Origin of the sequence: Stutzerimonas stutzeri KOS6 (assembly GCF_000307775.2) — a bacterium.
Classification (GTDB): domain Bacteria; phylum Pseudomonadota; class Gammaproteobacteria; order Pseudomonadales; family Pseudomonadaceae; genus Stutzerimonas; species Stutzerimonas stutzeri_B.
This window is the reverse complement of the sequence record NZ_KK020676.1, coordinates 2,177,471-2,194,754: the sequence shown is the minus strand read 5'-3', so window position 1 is coordinate 2,194,754 and position 17,284 is coordinate 2,177,471. Positions and strand designations below refer to the sequence as shown.

Genomic DNA, 17,284 nt, shown 5'->3' with positions numbered 1-17,284 from the left:
TGGTTCCACAAGCAGACTGGGGGCTGGCATGGATGGTTGCGAGGCGCATGTGATGCGCGCAGGGGATTGGTGCCCGGAGCGGGGGTCGAACCCGCATACCCTTTCGGATGAGGGATTTTAAGCCAGAGCATGGCATCCGCGCCGGGCTAACGATGGGCTTGGATGAGGCTTGCTGTAGCAGGTTTTCCGCCAGGCCAAGGTCTTCCATCATATCCCGGTGCGCGATGCAAACCGCCCCGGCTCCCTTCCGCCTGGCTCCTAGCCGGCCCCTGGAATCGGGGCCTTTCAGGAGCACCTCATGGCGAAGATCAAACTCACCAAGTCCGTCGTTGACACGGCGCAGGCGCAAACCTGCGACGTGGAACTCCGGGATACGCTCGTTCCGGGCTTCTTGTGCAAGGTTACACCAGCCGGCCGCAAGGTATTCATGGTTCAGTACCGCACGAACTCCGGCGTGCGGCGCAAGCCGGCACTCGGCCAGTTCGGCGAGCTGACTGTCGAACAGGCCCGGTCGCTGGCGCAAGACTGGCTGGCCGAAGTCCGGCGCGGCGGCGACCCCGGACTCGACAAGGCCGAAGCCCGCAAGGCTCCGACAGTCAAGGAGCTGTGCGGCCGGTTCATGGACGACCACTCCAAGCTGCACAACAAGCCGAGTACGCAGGCCGGCTACCAGTACCAGATCGACAGCTTCGTCATCCCGGCTTTCGGCAGCAAGAAGGTTCACGAGGTCACGCGCCACGACATCACCGCGCTGATGAAGCGCATGGAGAAGTCGCCCACCCAAGCCAACCGCGTGCTGTCGCTCGTCCGCAAGATGTTCAACCTGGCCGAACTGTGGGGCTACCGACCCGATGGCTCCAACCCCTGCCGCCACGTGCCCAAGTATCCCGAAAAGGGTTCGACCCGGCTCATTACCGACGAGCAGATGGTCAAGCTGTTCGCCTATCTGGACAAGGCCGAGGCCGAAGGCTTGGAACATCCCATCCACCTGCTTGCCGTCCGCCTGCAATTCGAGTTCGCTGCGCGCATGTCGGAGGTTCTTCTGTTGCAGTGGGATTGGCTCGACCTGCCCAATGGCCGGGTGGTCTGGCCGGACAGCAAGACCGGCGATATGTCCAAGCCCTTGAGCGAGGAAGCCCGCCGGCGGCTGACGAATGCCCCGCGCTACGGCGATTCGCCCTACGTTTGCCCGGCGATCCTCGACCACAGCAAGCCCCTCAGCCCCCATACGTACTACCAGGCGTGGCGGCGCATCCTCAGCAATGCCGGTGTACCGAAGGTCGGCACCCACGGCATCCGCCACCGCTCGGCGACCGACATTGCCAATTCGGGCGTGCCCCTCAAGGTCGGCATGGCGCTGACGGCGCACAAGACCGTGGCGATGTTCATGCGCTACGTCCATACCGAGGACGATCCGGTGCGGCAAGCGGCCGAATTGGTGGCGGCCCGGCGCAAGACGATCACGAGCGCGCAGCGCCCGGCAGAGGTAGAAGCATGAGAAGGACGCCGCCCACGGGGGCTGCGCGGGGCGCTGCCACAGCCGGCCCACAAGGAAATCCGAGACAGTGTCTCGGAAATGTGGGCGCTGGCTCGCCCCCTTCTCCTTGACTTTCATTCGTCTATAAACGAAAATGACCATGTACCGGATCGAGCACTACCTTACGGGCGACGGGCAGAAGGATCTCTACACCGACTGGCTGCGGCGCTTGCGTGATGCCCAAGCCAAGGTGGCGGTCATCCGTCGCGTGGCCCGTGTCGAGCAAGGCAACTTTGGCGACCACAAGTTCTGCCGCGATGGCGTGTGGGAGCTGCGCATCGACGTGGGGCCGGGCTATCGGGTGTATTACGGCCTAGCAGGCCAGCGGCTGGTGTTGCTGCTGTGCGGTGGCGACAAGCGCACGCAGGATGCGGACATTGACCGGGCGGTGGACTATTGGCAGGACTGGCAACGGAGAACCGACGAATGAGAAGCAGACCCCATGACGAGGCGATGGCCGAGCTGTACCGCAGCGATCCGGCGCTCGCACTTGAAGTCATCAACAACATCCTGGCCGAGGGCGACCAGGCCGAGTTGATGACCGTGCTGCGCCAGCTTGCGCAGACAGTCGGCGGCGTGCAGGCGGTGGCCGAACAGGCTCACCTGAACCCGACGCAGCTTTACCGCACGCTGTCGCCGAAGGGCAATCCCGCCCTGAACAGCTTGACCGCCATCCTCAAGACGATGGGCCTGCGTTTGGCGGTGCAGCCGCTGGCCTCTGCGCCCTCGGCGCACGCCGCTTGATGTTCGATGCCTATGGCGAGCACCGTTCACCCGATTCACTTTGAAGACTACAGCGGCGTTCAATTTGAGCGTCTTGCTTTTGCTTATCACGTTCGTGCTGGCTGGCGCGATCTGATCTGGCACGGCCAATCGGGGGGCGACCAGGGGCGAGATATCTTGGGGATCGAGGAGTTTGACGATCGACCTGCGCGCAAAACGATCATCCAGTGCGCCAATCGTGACACCCTGACCCTGGCGAAAGCCCGAACCGACATGGAGAAGGCTGTTGCGGCTGCTGGCGGTAAGCCAGATGCCTTCAAATTCATCTGTCGTGGTTCAGTCTCCGACGCCAGCAGAACACGGATCAGCGATGCCGCTGCTGCACTTGGCGTAGCGCATGTGACGATTTGGTCGAGCGTCGAGTTCGAGGAGAACTTGCGTCTGCGTGGCGAATATCTCTTGCACCGCTTCGTCCAGGGCGTCGAGTTCCCCGAAGGCGAAGCTGAAATCCGCAAGTTCGCTGACGACTTCCCTGATTTATCCGACGCCGATGCGCTGGGTTTGATGGCCGCTGTATTCGACCGGCCCGCTTTTCGCACACCGTTTCAGCAGGAAAGTTCGCTGCCCGCTTTCCAGCAAGCTGTTGAGGACACCATCGGAGCACTCAACACCGGCGCGTGGAGAACACGTGAAGGCACCGAAATCCGGCGCATCCCATCGATCCATCACATCAGAGATCAGCGTGTTCGCAAGGTGCTGGCCCAGGTTGTGCGTCAGGTCGATGAACTACGCCGCATTTTCGTCTCTCGCCTCCGAGAGGGCGAGATCCGGCATTGTGGATGCGGCAAAGCGGACTGCCCTACCTACATGCTCGGTTCTCGTGTGGCCGACGAACTGGATGCCGCCCGTGACCGCGTCCTCACCACCTTCCGCTCGGTGCATGCACCGTTCGATGTTGCCGTTCGATAGACGCGGAGAGGTCGGCAATGGCGGCGCAAATTGACCCGTTCAGCTCGCAGCATCTTGAAGCTGCCTGCCGTGTGCTTGCAGACACCGAGCGCGGCTTGAGTGGCACGCAGATTGGGAGGCTGCTGCAAGAGATGGAGGTTGCCGACCCGTCACCGAGCATGACGAAGTGGAAGCGGTTGTTCAACGCGCTTGCCGAGGTGCAGAACAAGCATCAGCGAGGCAACCATCTGATCATGTTCATCAACCGCGCAATGAACCCGGTGAACTACGTGCGCGATCCTGGGACATTTGCTTGGCTGCGCGATGAACTCAATGTCGTGCTGTCGTTCTCGGGCTTCTATGTGCGCGACGATGGCAGGGTGGGATATGCCGACAAGGCGACGACGTTGGATGCAGCCCGCGCACGCGCTGGCCGTCTCAAAGCGGCGCTGGAAAGCCGGGTCGTCCATGCAGAGGTCTTGAACTACTGCCGCGCCGAGCTATTGGACGAGAACTATTTTCATGCGGTCTTCGAGGCGAGCAAGGGTGTCGCCGAGCGAATTCGCATATTGTCGGGGTTAACCGGCGATGGTGGCGACTTGGTGAACAAGGCGTTCGCGGGCCAGCAGCCAATCTTGGTCTTGGGGCCACTGAGCACCGAGTCCGAAAAGAGCGAGCAGAGAGGATTTGCGAACCTGCTGATCGGGCTGTTCGGCGCCGTGCGCAATCCCTTGGCCCATGCCCCGAAGACGAATTGGCCTATGTCTGAGCAGGATGCGCTCGACATCTTGACCCTGGTGTCACTGATCCATAGAAAACTGGATGGCGTGCAGAAAGCGGCCGTGTCCTTTTCGTAGGCATCGCAATGCCGTCCTGCTCGATTGTCGTATCGTGATACGACAATTAATCGCCTCCACTGAATAGGCCGTCCCGGCGCCGGGTCCGCGGGCTGCGCCCCCCCGCCTCGCACCGAGTCGCGGCGGTCATTCTGCTTTGACCCCTGCCGCCTCCGGCCCTTTCGAGCCTGCACGCTCCGCTTGCCGAAGCACAGGTGCGTGCAGTGACGGGGTGTGGGAGCCTGACAGAGGGTCCGGAGTCACCGTACACTTACAAAATGAAACAGCGGCGCACCGATCATCAATACTTGCGGCGGCTAGCAACTACTACACGGCTATTGAAAAAGCGCGCGTGATGCTGCCGCGTCGGCACGCGTGAGCGCGACCATGCCTCCCTTGAGCAGGCTGCTCAATGCCGCGGTCGTAGAACTCAGCTTCATCGCCAATTCACGAAAGATGCCGGCGCTGACGAAGTTATTCAAGGTCTTGGATCGCCACCCCGAGTTGGTGAACGAAGTCGAGACGGCTTAAAACAAGGAGTCTTCATGTCCCAAGCGGCGTTCAATGTCTTCGATGCGCTGTCCGCTTGGGGCAAGACGCTTTCCAACTGGCAGCGGTGCCTGCTGGTCAAGCTCGTCGGTGCCGTCGATTTCCCGGACGAGGCTTTGGATGAGGTCTACCGGGAGTACCTGATGGACCAGCAACTGGCCCCCGCGGAGATGCCACGCGCCACATGGGACATTGCCTTGCCTCAGATCCAAGGCGGCCCCACAACGGCCGCAAGCGTAGTGACCGCCATGACCGCACTGACCGGCGTCAACGCCCTGGCGCCGGGTGAAACACTGACTTTCGGGCGCAAGCTCACTGTGATCTATGGTCCCAACGGTGCGGGCAAGTCCGGCTATGCGCGAGTGCTGAAAGCCGCATGCTTCACTCGTTCCAAGCAAACCGCGATTCTTGGCGATGTGAAGTTGGCCAAACACAAGCAACCCACGCCGAGCGCGACGTTTGCCTTCGACGACGGCTCCAACACGGCGTTCGTCTACAAGGAGCCTTGCCAGCGGCTGCGCGACAACTTCGCGGTGTTCGACTCGACCTGCGTGCGTGTCCATCTGGATGAGCGCAACGCTTTCCAGGTCATGCCCTATCTGTTCGATGTTTTTCCCCGCATGGTGGAGGTCTTCGGAAAGCTGCAGCGCAAGTTGCGCGATGACGTCGCTCCACGTTCCCACGCTACGGACAAGTTCGCGATTCCAGGCAGTACGTCCGAAGTCGCTACGCTGCTGGCCACCCTGACGGCACAGACGAACCTCGTTCGCTTGAAGGCATTGGCCGTCTTTGGCGACGAGGAGCACGCGCGCCTGGAATCGGTTGTCCAGCAACTCGCGACACTCAGGACCACCGATCCCAAGGAGATCATTCGCCAGAATGAGCAGCGCATCACCGATCTGGACGCACTGAAGGCATCGCTCTCCGGCTTGCACACGGCTGTATCGCCAGCACTCGCGGAACAGATCATCAATGCCGTCAAGCAGATTCAGTCGTTGACGGAAAAGGCAGCCGCGCTCTCAGCGGCACAGTTGGGCGAGGAGCCGGTGCAGCCCATCGGCACAGCAGCATGGCGTGACCTGCTGGCTGCAGCCATCGCATATAACGCCGAAGCCTACCCTGACGAGGCGTTTCCACCGAAGGCGGATGCGGCCCGATGCGTGCTTTGCCATCAGGTTCTCGACGAAGACGGCCTTGCACGATTGACCCGCTTCTATCAGTTCGCAACCAGCGATGTCGAAGCGCAGCTGGGCCAGGCCAAGACAACGCTCGCAGGGTATGGCACGAAGTTGTCGAAGATCAGTCTAGCCTTCTTCGACGAGGGCAGTGTTGCGCGCCGGACCTTGACTGAGGTGGATGCCGCAATGGCCGCGGCGGTTTCCAGTCATGTCGAAGGCTATCGGGAAGTCATCGGAGCATTGGTGCGGGCGGTTGCCGGTGCCTTCGACCCTGGCTTGAGCATGCTGGACCATGACCCGGTCTCGGTACGCATCACGGAGTTGGTGGAGCGCCTGAAATCCGACAACGATGCCTTGCGACAGAAGGACCCCAAGGTACTGATGGAGTCGTTGATGGCCGAGGAGCGGCTGTTACTCGATCGCCAGGTGCTCTCCAGCCAGTACGATGCCATCGCCACGGCGGTGGCGGACCTCAAATGGGTGGTGAAGGCCAATGCGTGCATCCGCAGCTTTGCTGTAACCCAACGCGAAGTGACCAGCAAGCAGAAAGCGCTGGCCACAGAACTGGTCGCGCAGGGCTTCATCGCGCGATTCACGGACAACTGCGCCGCCCTGCAGCTGAAGCTGCCGGTGCAGTTCCGCTTCGCGGGCGATGCTGGAACGACTGATCGCAAAATTGAGATTGCCAACGCCAGCGTGGCCGGCATCGACCCTTCTTCGGTGCTGAGCGAGGGCGAACAGACAGCAGCGGCACTGGCCGACTTCCTCACCGAAGTGGAACTCAATGGTTCCTGTTTGGGCGTGGTGTTCGATGACCCCGTGACCTCGATGGACCATGTACGCAAAGAGGCGATCGCGCAACGCCTGGTGGACGAAGCCGCCAAGCGGCAGGTGATCGTCTTTACGCACGACATCCTGTTTACGAACTATCTGGCGACGGCTGCGGTGGATAAGGGTGTCGATTTCGCGGGCCGGACCGTGTGGCGTGGCGAGGCCGAAGAGCCAGGTGTCATCGACAGCCTGGCCTTCCCTCACGAACACTACGAAGGTGCTGCACACGATCGCGCACGAAAGCACCTCGACGTGGCCCGCACGCTAGATGGCGACAAGCAGCGCGACAGCCTGGAGAAGGCGTGTGGCAGCCTGCGTACCGCCTATGAGGACTTCATCCAGCGAAAGCTGTTCGGCAATGTCGTGCGCCGCTGGCGGGAGAACATCACCTTCACGCTCAGTCAGGTGTATTTTGATGAAGGCATTGCTGCACAGGTTCACACGCGCATGGTGATGTTGTCCCGATACATCGATGCTCACTCCCATTCGCCAGACTTCCACGAAGTGCCGTTGACGATTGATTTCGTGGTTGACGAATTGGCGCAGATGGACCGCATCAAGGCTGAATACGGCACAGCGCGCAAGGCATGGGAGAAAGCCAAGCCCCAGGCGGCGACCTTTAGCTGATCGGACATCAATGGCAAAGCCCACGATTGTTCTCGACAAGAACTACCTGCAAGGATCGACGGCGGCGCACATCCTGCAGCTCGCGCAGTCGCACCAATTATTGATGGCCGACGTACTTTTCTACGAGTTGATCTCGTCGTCAGAGCCAGGACGCTCGCGCTGCTTCGCCAAGTTTCCCAAGACCGAGAACCCGGTAGTCTTGGTCCATCAGATGGGGGCGTTGCTGAAGCAGGAGATCGAGTCGCACGAAGCCTGCGGGAAGCCCTCTACGCGGTACGAGGATATTCGCTTCCAGTTTAACGAAGCGCTGGCCAGCACGAACTACGCGCTACCGCCTTCGGCGGCTGAGGCGCTTCAGGAGCAGACGGCGGAACTCCGTGAAGATGTCGAACGATTTCTTGACCGCGTACGCCTGATCCCGACCTTGATCCCGAATCTTCTGGAAGGCACCAGCGCGGAGCTGCAGTCGCTGCGGGAGGCCGCCGAGGATGTCATCGCGACCGATACCGATGCCATGTTGAAGTTCTACGGGAGCTTGGTAGCCCCTCCGGGCGAACTTCCACTACCGCCTGTCACGATCATGACCCGGGATTGGGCGCTGTTTCGTTGGCAGCAGGTCCAGTTGCTTTTCGCGTTGGACGCATATTGCCGCTATGGCGGACATGTACCCGACACACTGAGCGGAAAAGCCTATGAGAAGATCGAGCACGATGTTCTCGACGCACACTACCTGCTGTTGGGAGTGCTGGAAGGATCGTTCGCCACGCGAGAAAAGAAGCTGCAGCGGTGGTTTGGCCTGCTCTGTCCCGACGGCCAGCTCGATTCCTAGGCAGTGGCCTTGCGCAGGCATCCTATTCAGATCGTCGGGTAGACCACCTTCTCGTTGTGATCGCTGAAATCGTCGCTCCACGTCAGCTTGATGGGATGCTTGCTTTTGCTATCCAGTGATATGGAGGCAATCAGTTCCACCGACTGGAGCGTGTCCAGTGTCTCTAGCGGGAATTTCGAGTCGATGTCCGATTGAACCAGGCAGTCGTTGCCGTCGGGAAACGACAAAGACACGTTGCGCGCGGCCGATTTCCCCTTGTTCCAGATTTTTAGCCGTCTATTGTTGCTGCCGATCTTGATGAACGTCGCGCCCAGGTCTGCTTTCTTGACGTTGAGGACTTCGGTGGTTTCTTTTTCCAGAAGTAGCTTGTTCAGGCGATCCTGGCTCTCAATCAACTTGTTCTGCTTCTGATTGAATCTGAACGTCGTCCAGGTGGCATACGCGGACAGCAAAAGAGCGCCTATGGCGATGGCATCACCAACACTGATTGGGAAGGGCATCATCGGATCTTGATGTTCTTGCTGCCGCGGAATGCCCTCTTCAGCGATTCGTGCAGTTCCTTCTGAAGATCCTTGACGACGGCTTGTCCGATCTCTTTGGCATGCGCTTGCACGTTCTCGTCGTTGGCTCTGATGAGATCATCCTTGGAAATCTGCAGCCCACAGTTGCCACAAGTGAACAGCTCGCTCGTCTGCCCATCAGCGCCATCGTGCGAAAACTCAGTGCTACCGCATGTCGGGCAGTTCAGGCTGACCGATCGGTTGTATTTGTCCGCTTTGAAAGTCATGCCGTATCTCCGGTCGTGTCAAAGCTGTGAGCCATGAATGATCGCAGCAAAGAAAAAATAGCTTCGCTGCACGGGAATCTTTCGTCGACGCGATGCTTATTTATTTTATCTGACAGTCTTCATCGCGTACCGGCGTACCGCCGTCGGGCTCGCGGGCTGCGCCCCGCGCTTCGTGCCGAATCGCGGCCATCCGGCTTGATCCCTGACGCCTCCGGCCCTTGAGGGCCTGCGCGCTCCGCTTGCCCCAAAAGCCGACTGTGTGCAGTGGGCGGGGTGTGGGCGGTCTTGCTGTTCCCTTCACCGTATCACGGCGTTCTCGCCGTCAAGGGCGGCGCGCGCTTGTGCGCGCTTGCGTCCTGGCGGCCGTCTGCGACCCCTGACTGCTTGCGCTGCGCCGTGCTGGCCACGGTTCCGGGCAATTCCGCCCGAGCAACCGGAGCACGATCATGTCGCAACTGTCCTTTTCCTCGTTCGATGCCTCGCTGATGGTGCGTGACGCACAGGGCCGCTACCTGCTGGCGACGGCAGACCAGATTTTGGAGGCCGCGCGCCACGCCATCGAGCAGAAGATGCAGCGTGGTGCCTCGTTCAGTTCGCCGGCGGCAGTCAAGGAGTACCTGCGCGCCAAGCTGGCTGGCTTCGAGCACGAAGTGTTCGCGGTGCTGTTCCTCGATACGCAGCATCGCCTGATCGAGTACGCGGAGATGTTCCGCGGCACCATCGACAGCGCATCGGTGTATCCGCGCGAGCTGGTCAAGGAGGCGCTGCGGCTCAATGCGGCGGCGGTCATCGTTTCGCACAACCACCCGAGCGGAAATCCCGAGCCGAGCGGCGCCGACAAGGTGCTGACCCAGCGACTCAAGGAGGCGCTGGCGTTGGTGGACGTCCGCACGCTGGATCACATCGTCGTGGCGGGCGGCAGCACCACGTCCTTCGCCGAACGCGGCCTGATTTGACTGAGGGGGCTTCGGCCCCCTTTTTGCTGCGCCCGGCGGCGCAACTCCGGCCCTCGCGGGCCTGCGCGTGCTACGCACTTGCCAAAAACAGGTGTGGTGGTGTCGGGTTGGGGGCGGTCTTGCTGTGTCCCTTCACCGTATCACGGCGTTCTCGCCGTCAAGGGCGGCGCGTGCCAGCACGCTTGCGGCCCGTGGCCGTCCTTGACCCCTGACTGCTGCGCTGCGCCGTGCTGGCGACGGTTCCGGGCAATTCCGCCCGTGCAACCGGAGAACAGTCATGCACGACAAATCACACGTTTCCCTCGAACAGCACGTTTGCTTGGTCTGCGGCACAGCGTTCGATACCGGCGCCGTCCTGTTGGACAAGCGCCTGCGCGCGAGCATGGAGCGCCATACGGCAACCGGCTGGGGGCTTTGCCCCGAGCATCAGAAACTGTCCGACGACGGCTTTGTCGCGCTGGTCGAATGCGATCCGCAGCGCAGCGGCTCGCAGGCCGGTGGCCGCATGAAGCCCGAGCAGGCATATCGCACGGGCCGCCTGGCCCATCTGCGGCGCACGGTGTTCGCGCAGGTGTTCAACGTGCCGATCGCGGACGAGCAGGCTTGCGTGTTCGTTGAGCCTGGCGTGATCGACCAGTTGCAGTCGATGACGGCGCCGGCGGCGAACTGATCGCGCCGCGCTGCCTTCGGTGCGTCGTTCCTGCGGGGGCGGCGCACCTTTTTTTCTGCTGCGCCCGTTGCCGATACCTTCGCGCCTGGTGCGCTGCGCGCTTCGCTTGCCTCCAGGGGAAAGCCCTGCGGGCTATCCCCGCCGCGCGATGCTTGGCGCCCCTCGATGCCGCCGAACCGGCTGCGCCGGATCGGCCAGACCACAGTAGTCGCTGTCGAACCTGTTTCCCGATGACTGGCGCATGAGCTTGTGCATCGAGCCTTGAAGGCTGTGCGTCCCCGGCCAAGAAGCATGGCCGGTCGCGCTGTCGTGCGCGTGGCGCATCGAGCCGCCTGCGGCGTCTCGCCCCTGACGGGCTTCCATCGTTCCCTCGCTCCGCTCGGCTGACGCCTCCGGCCCGGCTTCCAGCTTCGGGCCTGCGCGCTTCGCTTGCCGTGCGGTCGGCGTGTGGGATGGCCGTTGCCATGTCCAGCCGTCTTCCCTGACTCCATCACCTTGTCCGCGACTGTAGCCCGCGGCCGTGTGCCGTCAAGGCGCGCAGGGCCGTGTCCTCGGCTTCGCCTGCGGGCCGCACCAACCCTGCGCTTTTCTCCTTGACGGCCCCCGTCCGCGCGCTCCTGACCGTCGCGGGCGATGAACTCAGGAAAGACGGTGGCAACAGGGCCAACCGGGTTCCTCGTGCCGACCGCACCGAACAGCCGAAAGGCTGGGCTTCCGAATCTAGGAATCCGGTGTGCGGTGTGAACAGCAAACCTCTTTTTGTCAGGAGAAAGACCATGCAACTCGCATCCCGTTTCGCTTCCCGCTCCCCGGCACTGCGCAGCGATTACCCGCTGTCCGATGACCAAATCCGCAGGGTGGCCCCGTCCATCTTCGCGGACGCCCCGCACGAAAGCCGCTCCGAGCGGTACAGCTACATCCCCACCGCGACCGTGCTGCAAGAACTGCGCGGGGAAGGCTTCGAGCCTTTCATGGTGACGCAAACCCGCGTGCGCCACGAAGACCGCCGCGACTACACCAAGCACATGATCCGGCTGCGCCACGCCAGCCAGATCAACGGCCGCGAGGCCAACGAAATCATCCTCCTGAACTCCCATGACGGCACCAGCAGCTATCAGATGCTGGCCGGGATGTTCCGCTTCGTTTGCAGCAATGGCCTTGTCTGCGGCGACACCGTGGCCGACGTGCGCGTGCCGCACAAGGGCGACGTAGCCGGGCACGTCATCGAAGGCGCTTACGAAGTCCTGCACGGCTTCGATCGGGCGCAGGAATCCCGCGATGCCATGCGCGCCATCACGCTGGACGCCGGGGAATCGGAAGTGTTCGCCCGCGCTGCGCTGGCGTTGAAGTACGACGAAGACAAGCCCGCGCCCATCACGGAATCGCAAATCCTGATGCCGCGCCGCCATGACGACGACCGCCGCGACCTGTGGAGCGTGTTCAACCGCACGCAGGAGAACTTGACCAAAGGCGGCCTGTCCGCCCGCGCCGCGAATGGCCGCCGTCAGACCACCCGGCCCGTGCAGGGCATTGACCAAAGCGTGCGCCTGAACCGCGCCCTGTGGCTGCTGGCCGATGGCCTGCGCCAGTTGAAAGCCTGAACCCCCACGCGGCAGGGGCAGGCAGCAGCCCTTGCCGCTTCTCTCGCTGCTGCATCCCTGAACCGATAGGAGTTATCACCATGAACGCCGTACTCAAAACCGAAGCCGTCGCCATCGAAGCCGCCGCACCGCTGGAAGTGGCCGACCCGACCAAGAACCTGATCTTGGTTCCCCTCTCGCAGTTGCTGCCGCGCCGCTCCAAGCGCAACGCCCGCACGACCCCACGCCAGTCCATCCCCGAACTGGCCGCGAGCATTGCCCGCATCGGCCTGCTGCAAAACCTGATCGTCATCCTCGCCGCCGATGGGGAGCCATACGAAGTCGTCGCAGGCGACCGCCGCCTGGCCGCCTTGAAGCTGCTGGCGAAGAAGAAGCGCATCCCCGCCGACTACGAAGTGCCGTGCCTGCTGGTGGCCGATGCTTCCGCCCGCACCGTCAGCCTCGCGGAGAACGTCCAGCGCGAGGCCATGCACCCCGCCGACCAGTTCGCGGCCTTCGCCGCGCTGGTCAAGGAAGGTCGCCCGGTGGAAGACATTGCCGCCGACTTCGGCGTGACCCCGCTGGTGGTGCAGCGCCGCTTGAAGCTGGCGAACGTCTCGCCGCGCCTGATGACCGACTATCGCGCCGGCAGCGTGACGCTGGAACAGTTGATGGCCTTGACCATCACCGACGACCACGCCGCGCAGGAAGCCGCGTTCTATGGTGCGCCGGAATGGCAGCGCAGCCCGTCCAAGCTGCGCGAGCGCCTGACCGAGCGCGAAATCGACGCCACGCACGCGCTGGTGCGCTTCGTCGGGCTGGACGCCTACACGGCGGCGGGCGGCGGCATCCGCCGCGACCTGTTCGCGGAAGGCGATGCCGGAACCTACCTGACCGACGCAGCGCTGCTGGAAACGCTGGTGCGCGGCAAGCTGGATGCGCTGGCCGGGAACGTGCGCGCCGAGGGTTGGGCGTGGGTGGAAGCCGTGCCGCACATGAGCTACGCCGAGCGGCAGGCATTCCAGAACGCGCCGCGCCAGCGCCGCGAACCGACCGCCCGCGAAGCCCGCCGCATTGCCTCGCTGCAAAGCCGCCTCGACAAGATCGACGCCGAACTGGAAGAAGCCTACGACGCCGAGGACGAGGACAAGACCGAAGCGCTGGAACCGCGCCGTGAACAGGTCGCCGGGGAACTGCAAGCCGTAGAGGAAGCCTTGCAGGGCTACGCCCCGGACGTGCGCGCCGTGGCCGGTGCCATCGTCACGCTCGACCGTGAGGGAGAAGCCGTGATTCATCGCGGGCTGCTGCGCGAAGCCGAAGCCAAGGCGCTGCGCACGCTGGAGCGCTTGCGGCAGGGTTTCGGCAGCGCAGAAGGCGAAGCCGGGAACGACGACGAAGGCGAGGACGCCGAGCAGCCCAAGGCCGCGAGCCTGTCCGACCGGCTGGCGCAGCGGTTGAGCGCCCACCGCACCGCCGCGCTGCAAATCGAAGTCGCCCGGCATCCGCACGTCGCGCTCGCCGCGCTGGTGCATGGCATGGTGCAGACCGTCTTGCAGGACAGCCACTACGGCCACGACCTGCCGCTGGGCGTGCGCCTCACGGCGCAAGACCGGCTGGAAGGCATGGCCCCGGACTGGCCGGAATCGCCTGCCGCCGTGGCGCTGCGCGAACTGCAACAGGTAGCCGGCGAAGCCTTGCCGGAGGACAGCGCCGAACTGTTCGCCGCGCTGCTGGCGAAGTCGCAAGACGAACTGGTGCGGCTGCTGGCCGTGTGCGTGGCTTCCACGGTGGACGTGGTGACGCCCCGTGCCACGCCGCACCAGCCCGGCGAGGAACTGGCGCAGGCCGTGGGCCTCGACATGGCCGCATGGTGGAAGCCGACCGCAGAAGGCTACTTCAAGCACGTTTCCAAGGCTGTGATTCTGGATGCCGTGGGCGCGTTTGCACCGGAATCCGTCACCCGGCTGGCGAAACTCAAGAAGGCCGACATTGCCAGCGAGGCCGAGCGGCTGGCCGATGGCACGGGCTGGATGCCCGCTATCTTCAAGGCCGCAAGCCCGCAGGATGCCGCGCAGGAGGAAAGCTCGGAGCAGGAAGCCCCGGAGGATGCCGAAGCAATGGCGGATGAACCCGCCGAGGCGCTGGCCGCTTGACCCGCGCTGAAGGCAAGCGCCCCGGCCTCGACCGGGGCGCTTCGCTTTGTGTGGTGGCGCACCGAGACGAAGGAATAACCGCGATCAGCACCGCGCCCTGGGCGCGGTGGACGCGAAATCCGGGTGCGACAGTGGCCGCGCCCGGTGTTCAAGGCCCAATAGCCGAATTAAAACGCCGCCGCCTTCGCGCTGGCTCAGGCGGCGGCGTTGAAGGCATCGCTGTAGTGCGCGATGCCTTCCGGCACTGTCCCATGCAGGGCCAGCGCCATGAAATGGCCGGGCAGCACGCCCGGCAGTTGCAAGCCCGCATGGGCCTGGAAGCCAAAGCGCGTGTAGTACGTTGGATCGCCCAGCAGCACGCAGCCTGCGGCCTGCATAGCCCGCAGTTCAGACAGCGCCTGTTCCATCAGGCGCGAACCGATGCCTTGCCCCTGCCTTGGCGGCAGGACGGAGATCGGCCCCAACCCATACCAGCCCTCGGTCTTTCGCCCGTGCTCATGGGTGATCGTTACTGGCGACAGCGCGACGTGACCGACGACGCGCCCATGTTCTTCGGCCACGATGGAAAGCGTCAGTTCGTTGGCGGCACGCAAGGCGCGCACGATGAATTGCTCGGTGTGGCTGGTGTGTGGTGCATCAGCGAACGCGGCGATGGTCACGGCCTCGATGGCGGCAATGTCGTCCGGGGTTTCGTGTCGGAGCTGGAGGGTCATGGGCTTGTCTTCGATTGCTTCCTGAAAATATAGAACAGCCTGGGCGTGTCGGCGCACTGCGCCGCCGGGCTTTCGGGCTGCGCCCCGTGCCGCCTTTGCCGTCACAGCCATTCGGCTTCAATCCCTCACGCCTTCGCGCCTGCGGCGCTGCGCGCTTCGCTTGCCTCCAGGGGAAAGTCCTGCGGGCTATCCCCGCCGCGCGATGCTTGGCGCCCCTCGATGACGCCGAACCGGCTGCGCCGGATCGGCCCGGCCAGCGCCCCGCCGCGATGGGCGGGGCGCTGGCGAACACGCTGGCGCTCGCTGCGGCAGGTTGTGCAGGTGCGTGCCGTCCTCAACGCTGGCGGTTCCTGCCCATCACGTCACGAAGGACGGTTCACGGACAACCCGCCCGGCATCGCTATGGAGCTTCCACGCCACGCCTCAAGAGCGGCGCCGCAAGGTGCGGCGGGGGCGTTCTCGCCTGTCGTCGGGTGGTTGACCTGGCCCGCGTCAGTGGGCGAGCCGGAGAAGCCTTCGTGCGGGGATGCCGAGCCGGCCCCATCTCCTTTCGGAGCGGTCCGGCCCAAGGCCGTCCTTGTCTCGTTGTGAATCCTGGCGGTGGCGCGGCTGCGCCTCGGGCTTCATGGCTGCAACCGTCCGGCGAAAACAATTTCCCCTGCGCTGCGCGCATTCCTCGCGGGCCAAATTCTTTTCGCCTCCCGGCTCTCCACTGCGTTGCGACCGCAAGCGGTGCAGCCAGCCCGTCCCCCGCCGGCCGGATCACAACAAGGACGCGATGGGCGCGAACCTTGTTCAACCGAAAGGAGAAAACATCATGGCCAACATCGGCACCTTCACCACCGACAAAGACGGCTTCACCGGCACGCTTCGCACCCTGACGCTCAACGTCAAGGTCAAGCTGGTTCCCAACGACAAGGGCAGCAGCGAGAACGCCCCCGATTTCCGCCTCCAGGCCGCCAGCCACGACATCGGCGCGGCATGGAACAAGACCAGCGAGGCCGGGCGGGAATACAAGTCCGTGACCCTCGACGATCCTTCGTTCCCGGCTCCGGTCTATGCCCGCCTGATCGAAGGCGAGGACGGCACGCACGACCTGATCTGGTCGCGCAGCAAGCCCCAGGCGGCGTGACCGCCGCAGCGCCCCGCCCATCGCGGCGGGGCGCTGTGCTGTTGGTACAGCACCTATCCAGTCAGCACCTATGAGAAGCAGGCTCGTTCCGAACCGCTATTGGAAATTACACGCCGTTCCTAGCGGATTTAATGTCAAGAAGATTGATCTGGTCAATCTTATCTTTGTGGATCACGATGGTCAGCTTCGCGGGATACTTGAATCGCATTTCGCTGATCCTGAACGTCCACAGCATTATCTTCAGGAGATCCTCGTCGGAAATGTTCTTGTGTCCTTTGATTCGCGTGATTCCCGAACCGAAGATTGTGGTCGATACGCTTTGCTGGGCGTAGACGTTGTTTACCTTGTCCCAGAAATTGATGAGAAACTCAAGGTACTCCGGCATCGTTAGCAGCGCCTTGTTGTTCTCGTCGAACTTGGAGAACGCGGTCAGGAGGTAGTCCTTGTACAGGCAGATCGTGCCTATCTGATATCTTTTCTTCTTCCCCTGTTTCCTGGCCTCGTTCTCATCCAGCACTTCGCTGATATCAAAAGCGTATTCCTCGATGTGGCGGTCCAGTTCGGAGAGTGGGACGCCGAGATGCTTCTGGATGAAAACGCCGTTGAGGGAAGTCTCGCCAATTATCTTGTTATCAACCTGCGTGTCGAAATACTCATTGAAGGCGATTGCCTTCAATCCAGGCTGCTGGAAAATGTCTCCAGTCTTGATCGCGACATCGCTGCCCTCGACATTGATGTCGATACTATTCAGGTTGTTCGACCAGAGCCATATCACCAAGTAGGTGAGCGCCAGTATTACTAAGAAGGCCAAGCCAGCCTTCAGCTTCCACTCGGTAGGGACGTCAACAAAAATAACTACGAATGACAGCGTACCGCTGATGACAGCGGTGATCTCAAGGAATTTCTTGATGACCCGCCTGTCAAAAAAGTTGACCTTCGCCATGACGTGGATCATTCGCTCCGATATGTCGATTGATTATGGGTTGTACCTGTAGATGCCTGGGGCCTTCATGCTCCCAACCATGAACTCGCCGTCCTGCAAGGATTTTTTTATGAGTTCCTTGTTCATTGGGACATGAAGCGTAGGGATTTTGCTCATCGAATCCCGGAATACGGGAAGATTTCCCCACAGGTTCTTGACCGCCTGCTTCAATGATCCACCGACCAGCAGGCTTTCCTTGGTGGCATATTCAGGGTAGACGACGATGACGGGTAGCCCCTGGTCGTTGATCCCG

At 62.5% G+C, this 17,284-nt stretch carries 17 protein-coding genes and 1 pseudogene; 12 read left to right on the top strand and 6 right to left on the bottom strand.

The window, feature by feature from the left end:
* Positions 1–298 precede the first annotated feature (298 nt).
* From B597_RS38080 to B597_RS38060, 5 genes are all read left to right on the top strand, one after another.
* Positions 299–1,498, top strand: a complete 1,200-nt coding sequence (locus tag B597_RS38080) for a tyrosine-type recombinase/integrase (RefSeq protein WP_024162208.1) — start codon at positions 299–301, stop codon at positions 1,496–1,498.
* A gap of 133 nt (positions 1,499–1,631) precedes the next feature.
* Complete coding sequence (locus B597_RS38075; protein WP_031323558.1) at positions 1,632–1,967, top strand: type II toxin-antitoxin system RelE/ParE family toxin; 336 nt, start codon at positions 1,632–1,634, stop codon at positions 1,965–1,967.
* Positions 1,964–2,281, top strand: coding sequence for a helix-turn-helix domain-containing transcriptional regulator (locus B597_RS38070; protein WP_003296374.1), 318 nt, complete (start codon positions 1,964–1,966; stop codon positions 2,279–2,281). Before B597_RS38075 ends, B597_RS38070 begins: the two co-directional genes overlap by 4 nt.
* A gap of 12 nt (positions 2,282–2,293) precedes the next feature.
* Complete coding sequence (locus B597_RS38065; protein WP_031323557.1) at positions 2,294–3,229, top strand: hypothetical protein; 936 nt, start codon at positions 2,294–2,296, stop codon at positions 3,227–3,229.
* 17 nt (positions 3,230–3,246) lie between these two features.
* Positions 3,247–4,065, top strand: a complete 819-nt coding sequence (locus B597_RS38060) for a TIGR02391 family protein (RefSeq protein WP_003296372.1) — start codon at positions 3,247–3,249, stop codon at positions 4,063–4,065.
* A gap of 314 nt (positions 4,066–4,379) precedes the next feature.
* On the opposite strand, the gene B597_RS47390 is transcribed toward B597_RS38060, so the two are convergent.
* A complete protein-coding gene (locus B597_RS47390) occupies positions 4,380–4,526 on the bottom strand; it encodes a hypothetical protein (protein WP_192939405.1) in 147 nt (48 codons plus the stop codon).
* A 63-nt stretch (positions 4,527–4,589) separates the two neighbouring features.
* On the opposite strand from B597_RS47390, the gene B597_RS38055 reads away from it, so the two are divergent.
* Together B597_RS38055 and B597_RS38050 are read left to right on the top strand one after the other, a co-directional pair.
* Positions 4,590–7,229, top strand: a complete 2,640-nt coding sequence (locus tag B597_RS38055; protein WP_003296370.1) for an AAA family ATPase — start codon at positions 4,590–4,592, stop codon at positions 7,227–7,229.
* Between the two features lie 10 nt (positions 7,230–7,239).
* On the top strand, positions 7,240–8,058 hold the full coding sequence (locus B597_RS38050; protein WP_003296369.1) for a hypothetical protein: 819 nt from the start codon (positions 7,240–7,242) through the stop codon (positions 8,056–8,058).
* A 26-nt stretch (positions 8,059–8,084) separates the two neighbouring features.
* Here B597_RS38050 and B597_RS38045 read toward each other — a convergent pair whose 3' ends face one another.
* Together B597_RS38045 and B597_RS38040 are read right to left on the bottom strand one after the other, a co-directional pair.
* The gene (locus B597_RS38045) at positions 8,085–8,558 is read right to left on the bottom strand and encodes a hypothetical protein (protein ID WP_024162206.1); all 474 of its coding nucleotides are present in this window, start codon (positions 8,556–8,558) and stop codon (positions 8,085–8,087) included.
* Positions 8,558–8,845 (bottom strand): ECs_2282 family putative zinc-binding protein, encoded by a 288-nt coding sequence (locus tag B597_RS38040; protein WP_003296367.1) that lies wholly within the window; start codon positions 8,843–8,845, stop codon positions 8,558–8,560. Before B597_RS38040 ends, B597_RS38045 begins: the two co-directional genes overlap by 1 nt.
* A 446-nt stretch (positions 8,846–9,291) precedes the next feature.
* On the opposite strand from B597_RS38040, the gene radC reads away from it, so the two are divergent.
* The 4 genes from radC to B597_RS38020 all read left to right on the top strand — a co-directional run bounded on the left by radC (position 9,292) and on the right by B597_RS38020 (position 14,204).
* On the top strand, positions 9,292–9,801 hold the full coding sequence (gene radC, locus B597_RS38035) for a RadC family protein (protein WP_024162205.1): 510 nt from the start codon (positions 9,292–9,294) through the stop codon (positions 9,799–9,801).
* Between the two features lie 277 nt (positions 9,802–10,078).
* Positions 10,079–10,471, top strand: a complete 393-nt coding sequence (locus B597_RS38030; protein ID WP_003296366.1) for a hypothetical protein — start codon at positions 10,079–10,081, stop codon at positions 10,469–10,471.
* A 776-nt stretch (positions 10,472–11,247) separates the two neighbouring features.
* Entirely contained in the window at positions 11,248–12,072 is an 825-nt protein-coding gene (locus B597_RS38025) for a DUF932 domain-containing protein (RefSeq protein ID WP_003296365.1), read from the top strand.
* An 80-nt stretch (positions 12,073–12,152) separates the two neighbouring features.
* Positions 12,153–14,204: a ParB/RepB/Spo0J family partition protein gene (locus tag B597_RS38020; protein ID WP_003296364.1), complete on the top strand. Its 2,052-nt coding sequence runs from the start codon at positions 12,153–12,155 to the stop codon at positions 14,202–14,204.
* A gap of 194 nt (positions 14,205–14,398) precedes the next feature.
* Here B597_RS38020 and B597_RS38015 read toward each other — a convergent pair whose 3' ends face one another.
* Positions 14,399–14,917: a GNAT family N-acetyltransferase gene (locus tag B597_RS38015; protein WP_003296363.1), complete on the bottom strand. Its 519-nt coding sequence runs from the start codon at positions 14,915–14,917 to the stop codon at positions 14,399–14,401.
* Positions 14,918–15,734: 817 nt separating this feature from the next.
* Here B597_RS38015 and B597_RS38005 point away from each other — a divergent pair.
* Positions 15,735–16,049 carry a DUF736 domain-containing protein gene (locus tag B597_RS38005; protein WP_003296362.1) on the top strand — a complete coding sequence of 105 codons (315 nt, stop codon included), beginning with the start codon at positions 15,735–15,737 and terminating at the stop codon, positions 16,047–16,049.
* A gap of 106 nt (positions 16,050–16,155) precedes the next feature.
* Here the strand turns inward: B597_RS38005 and B597_RS38000 are convergent, their stop codons facing one another.
* A complete protein-coding gene (locus B597_RS38000) occupies positions 16,156–16,992 on the bottom strand; it encodes a macro domain-containing protein (protein ID WP_024162204.1) in 837 nt (278 codons plus the stop codon).
* A 33-nt stretch (positions 16,993–17,025) separates the two neighbouring features.
* Positions 17,026–17,284 (bottom strand): annotated as a pseudogene (locus B597_RS37995) (hypothetical protein); the annotation flags it as partial.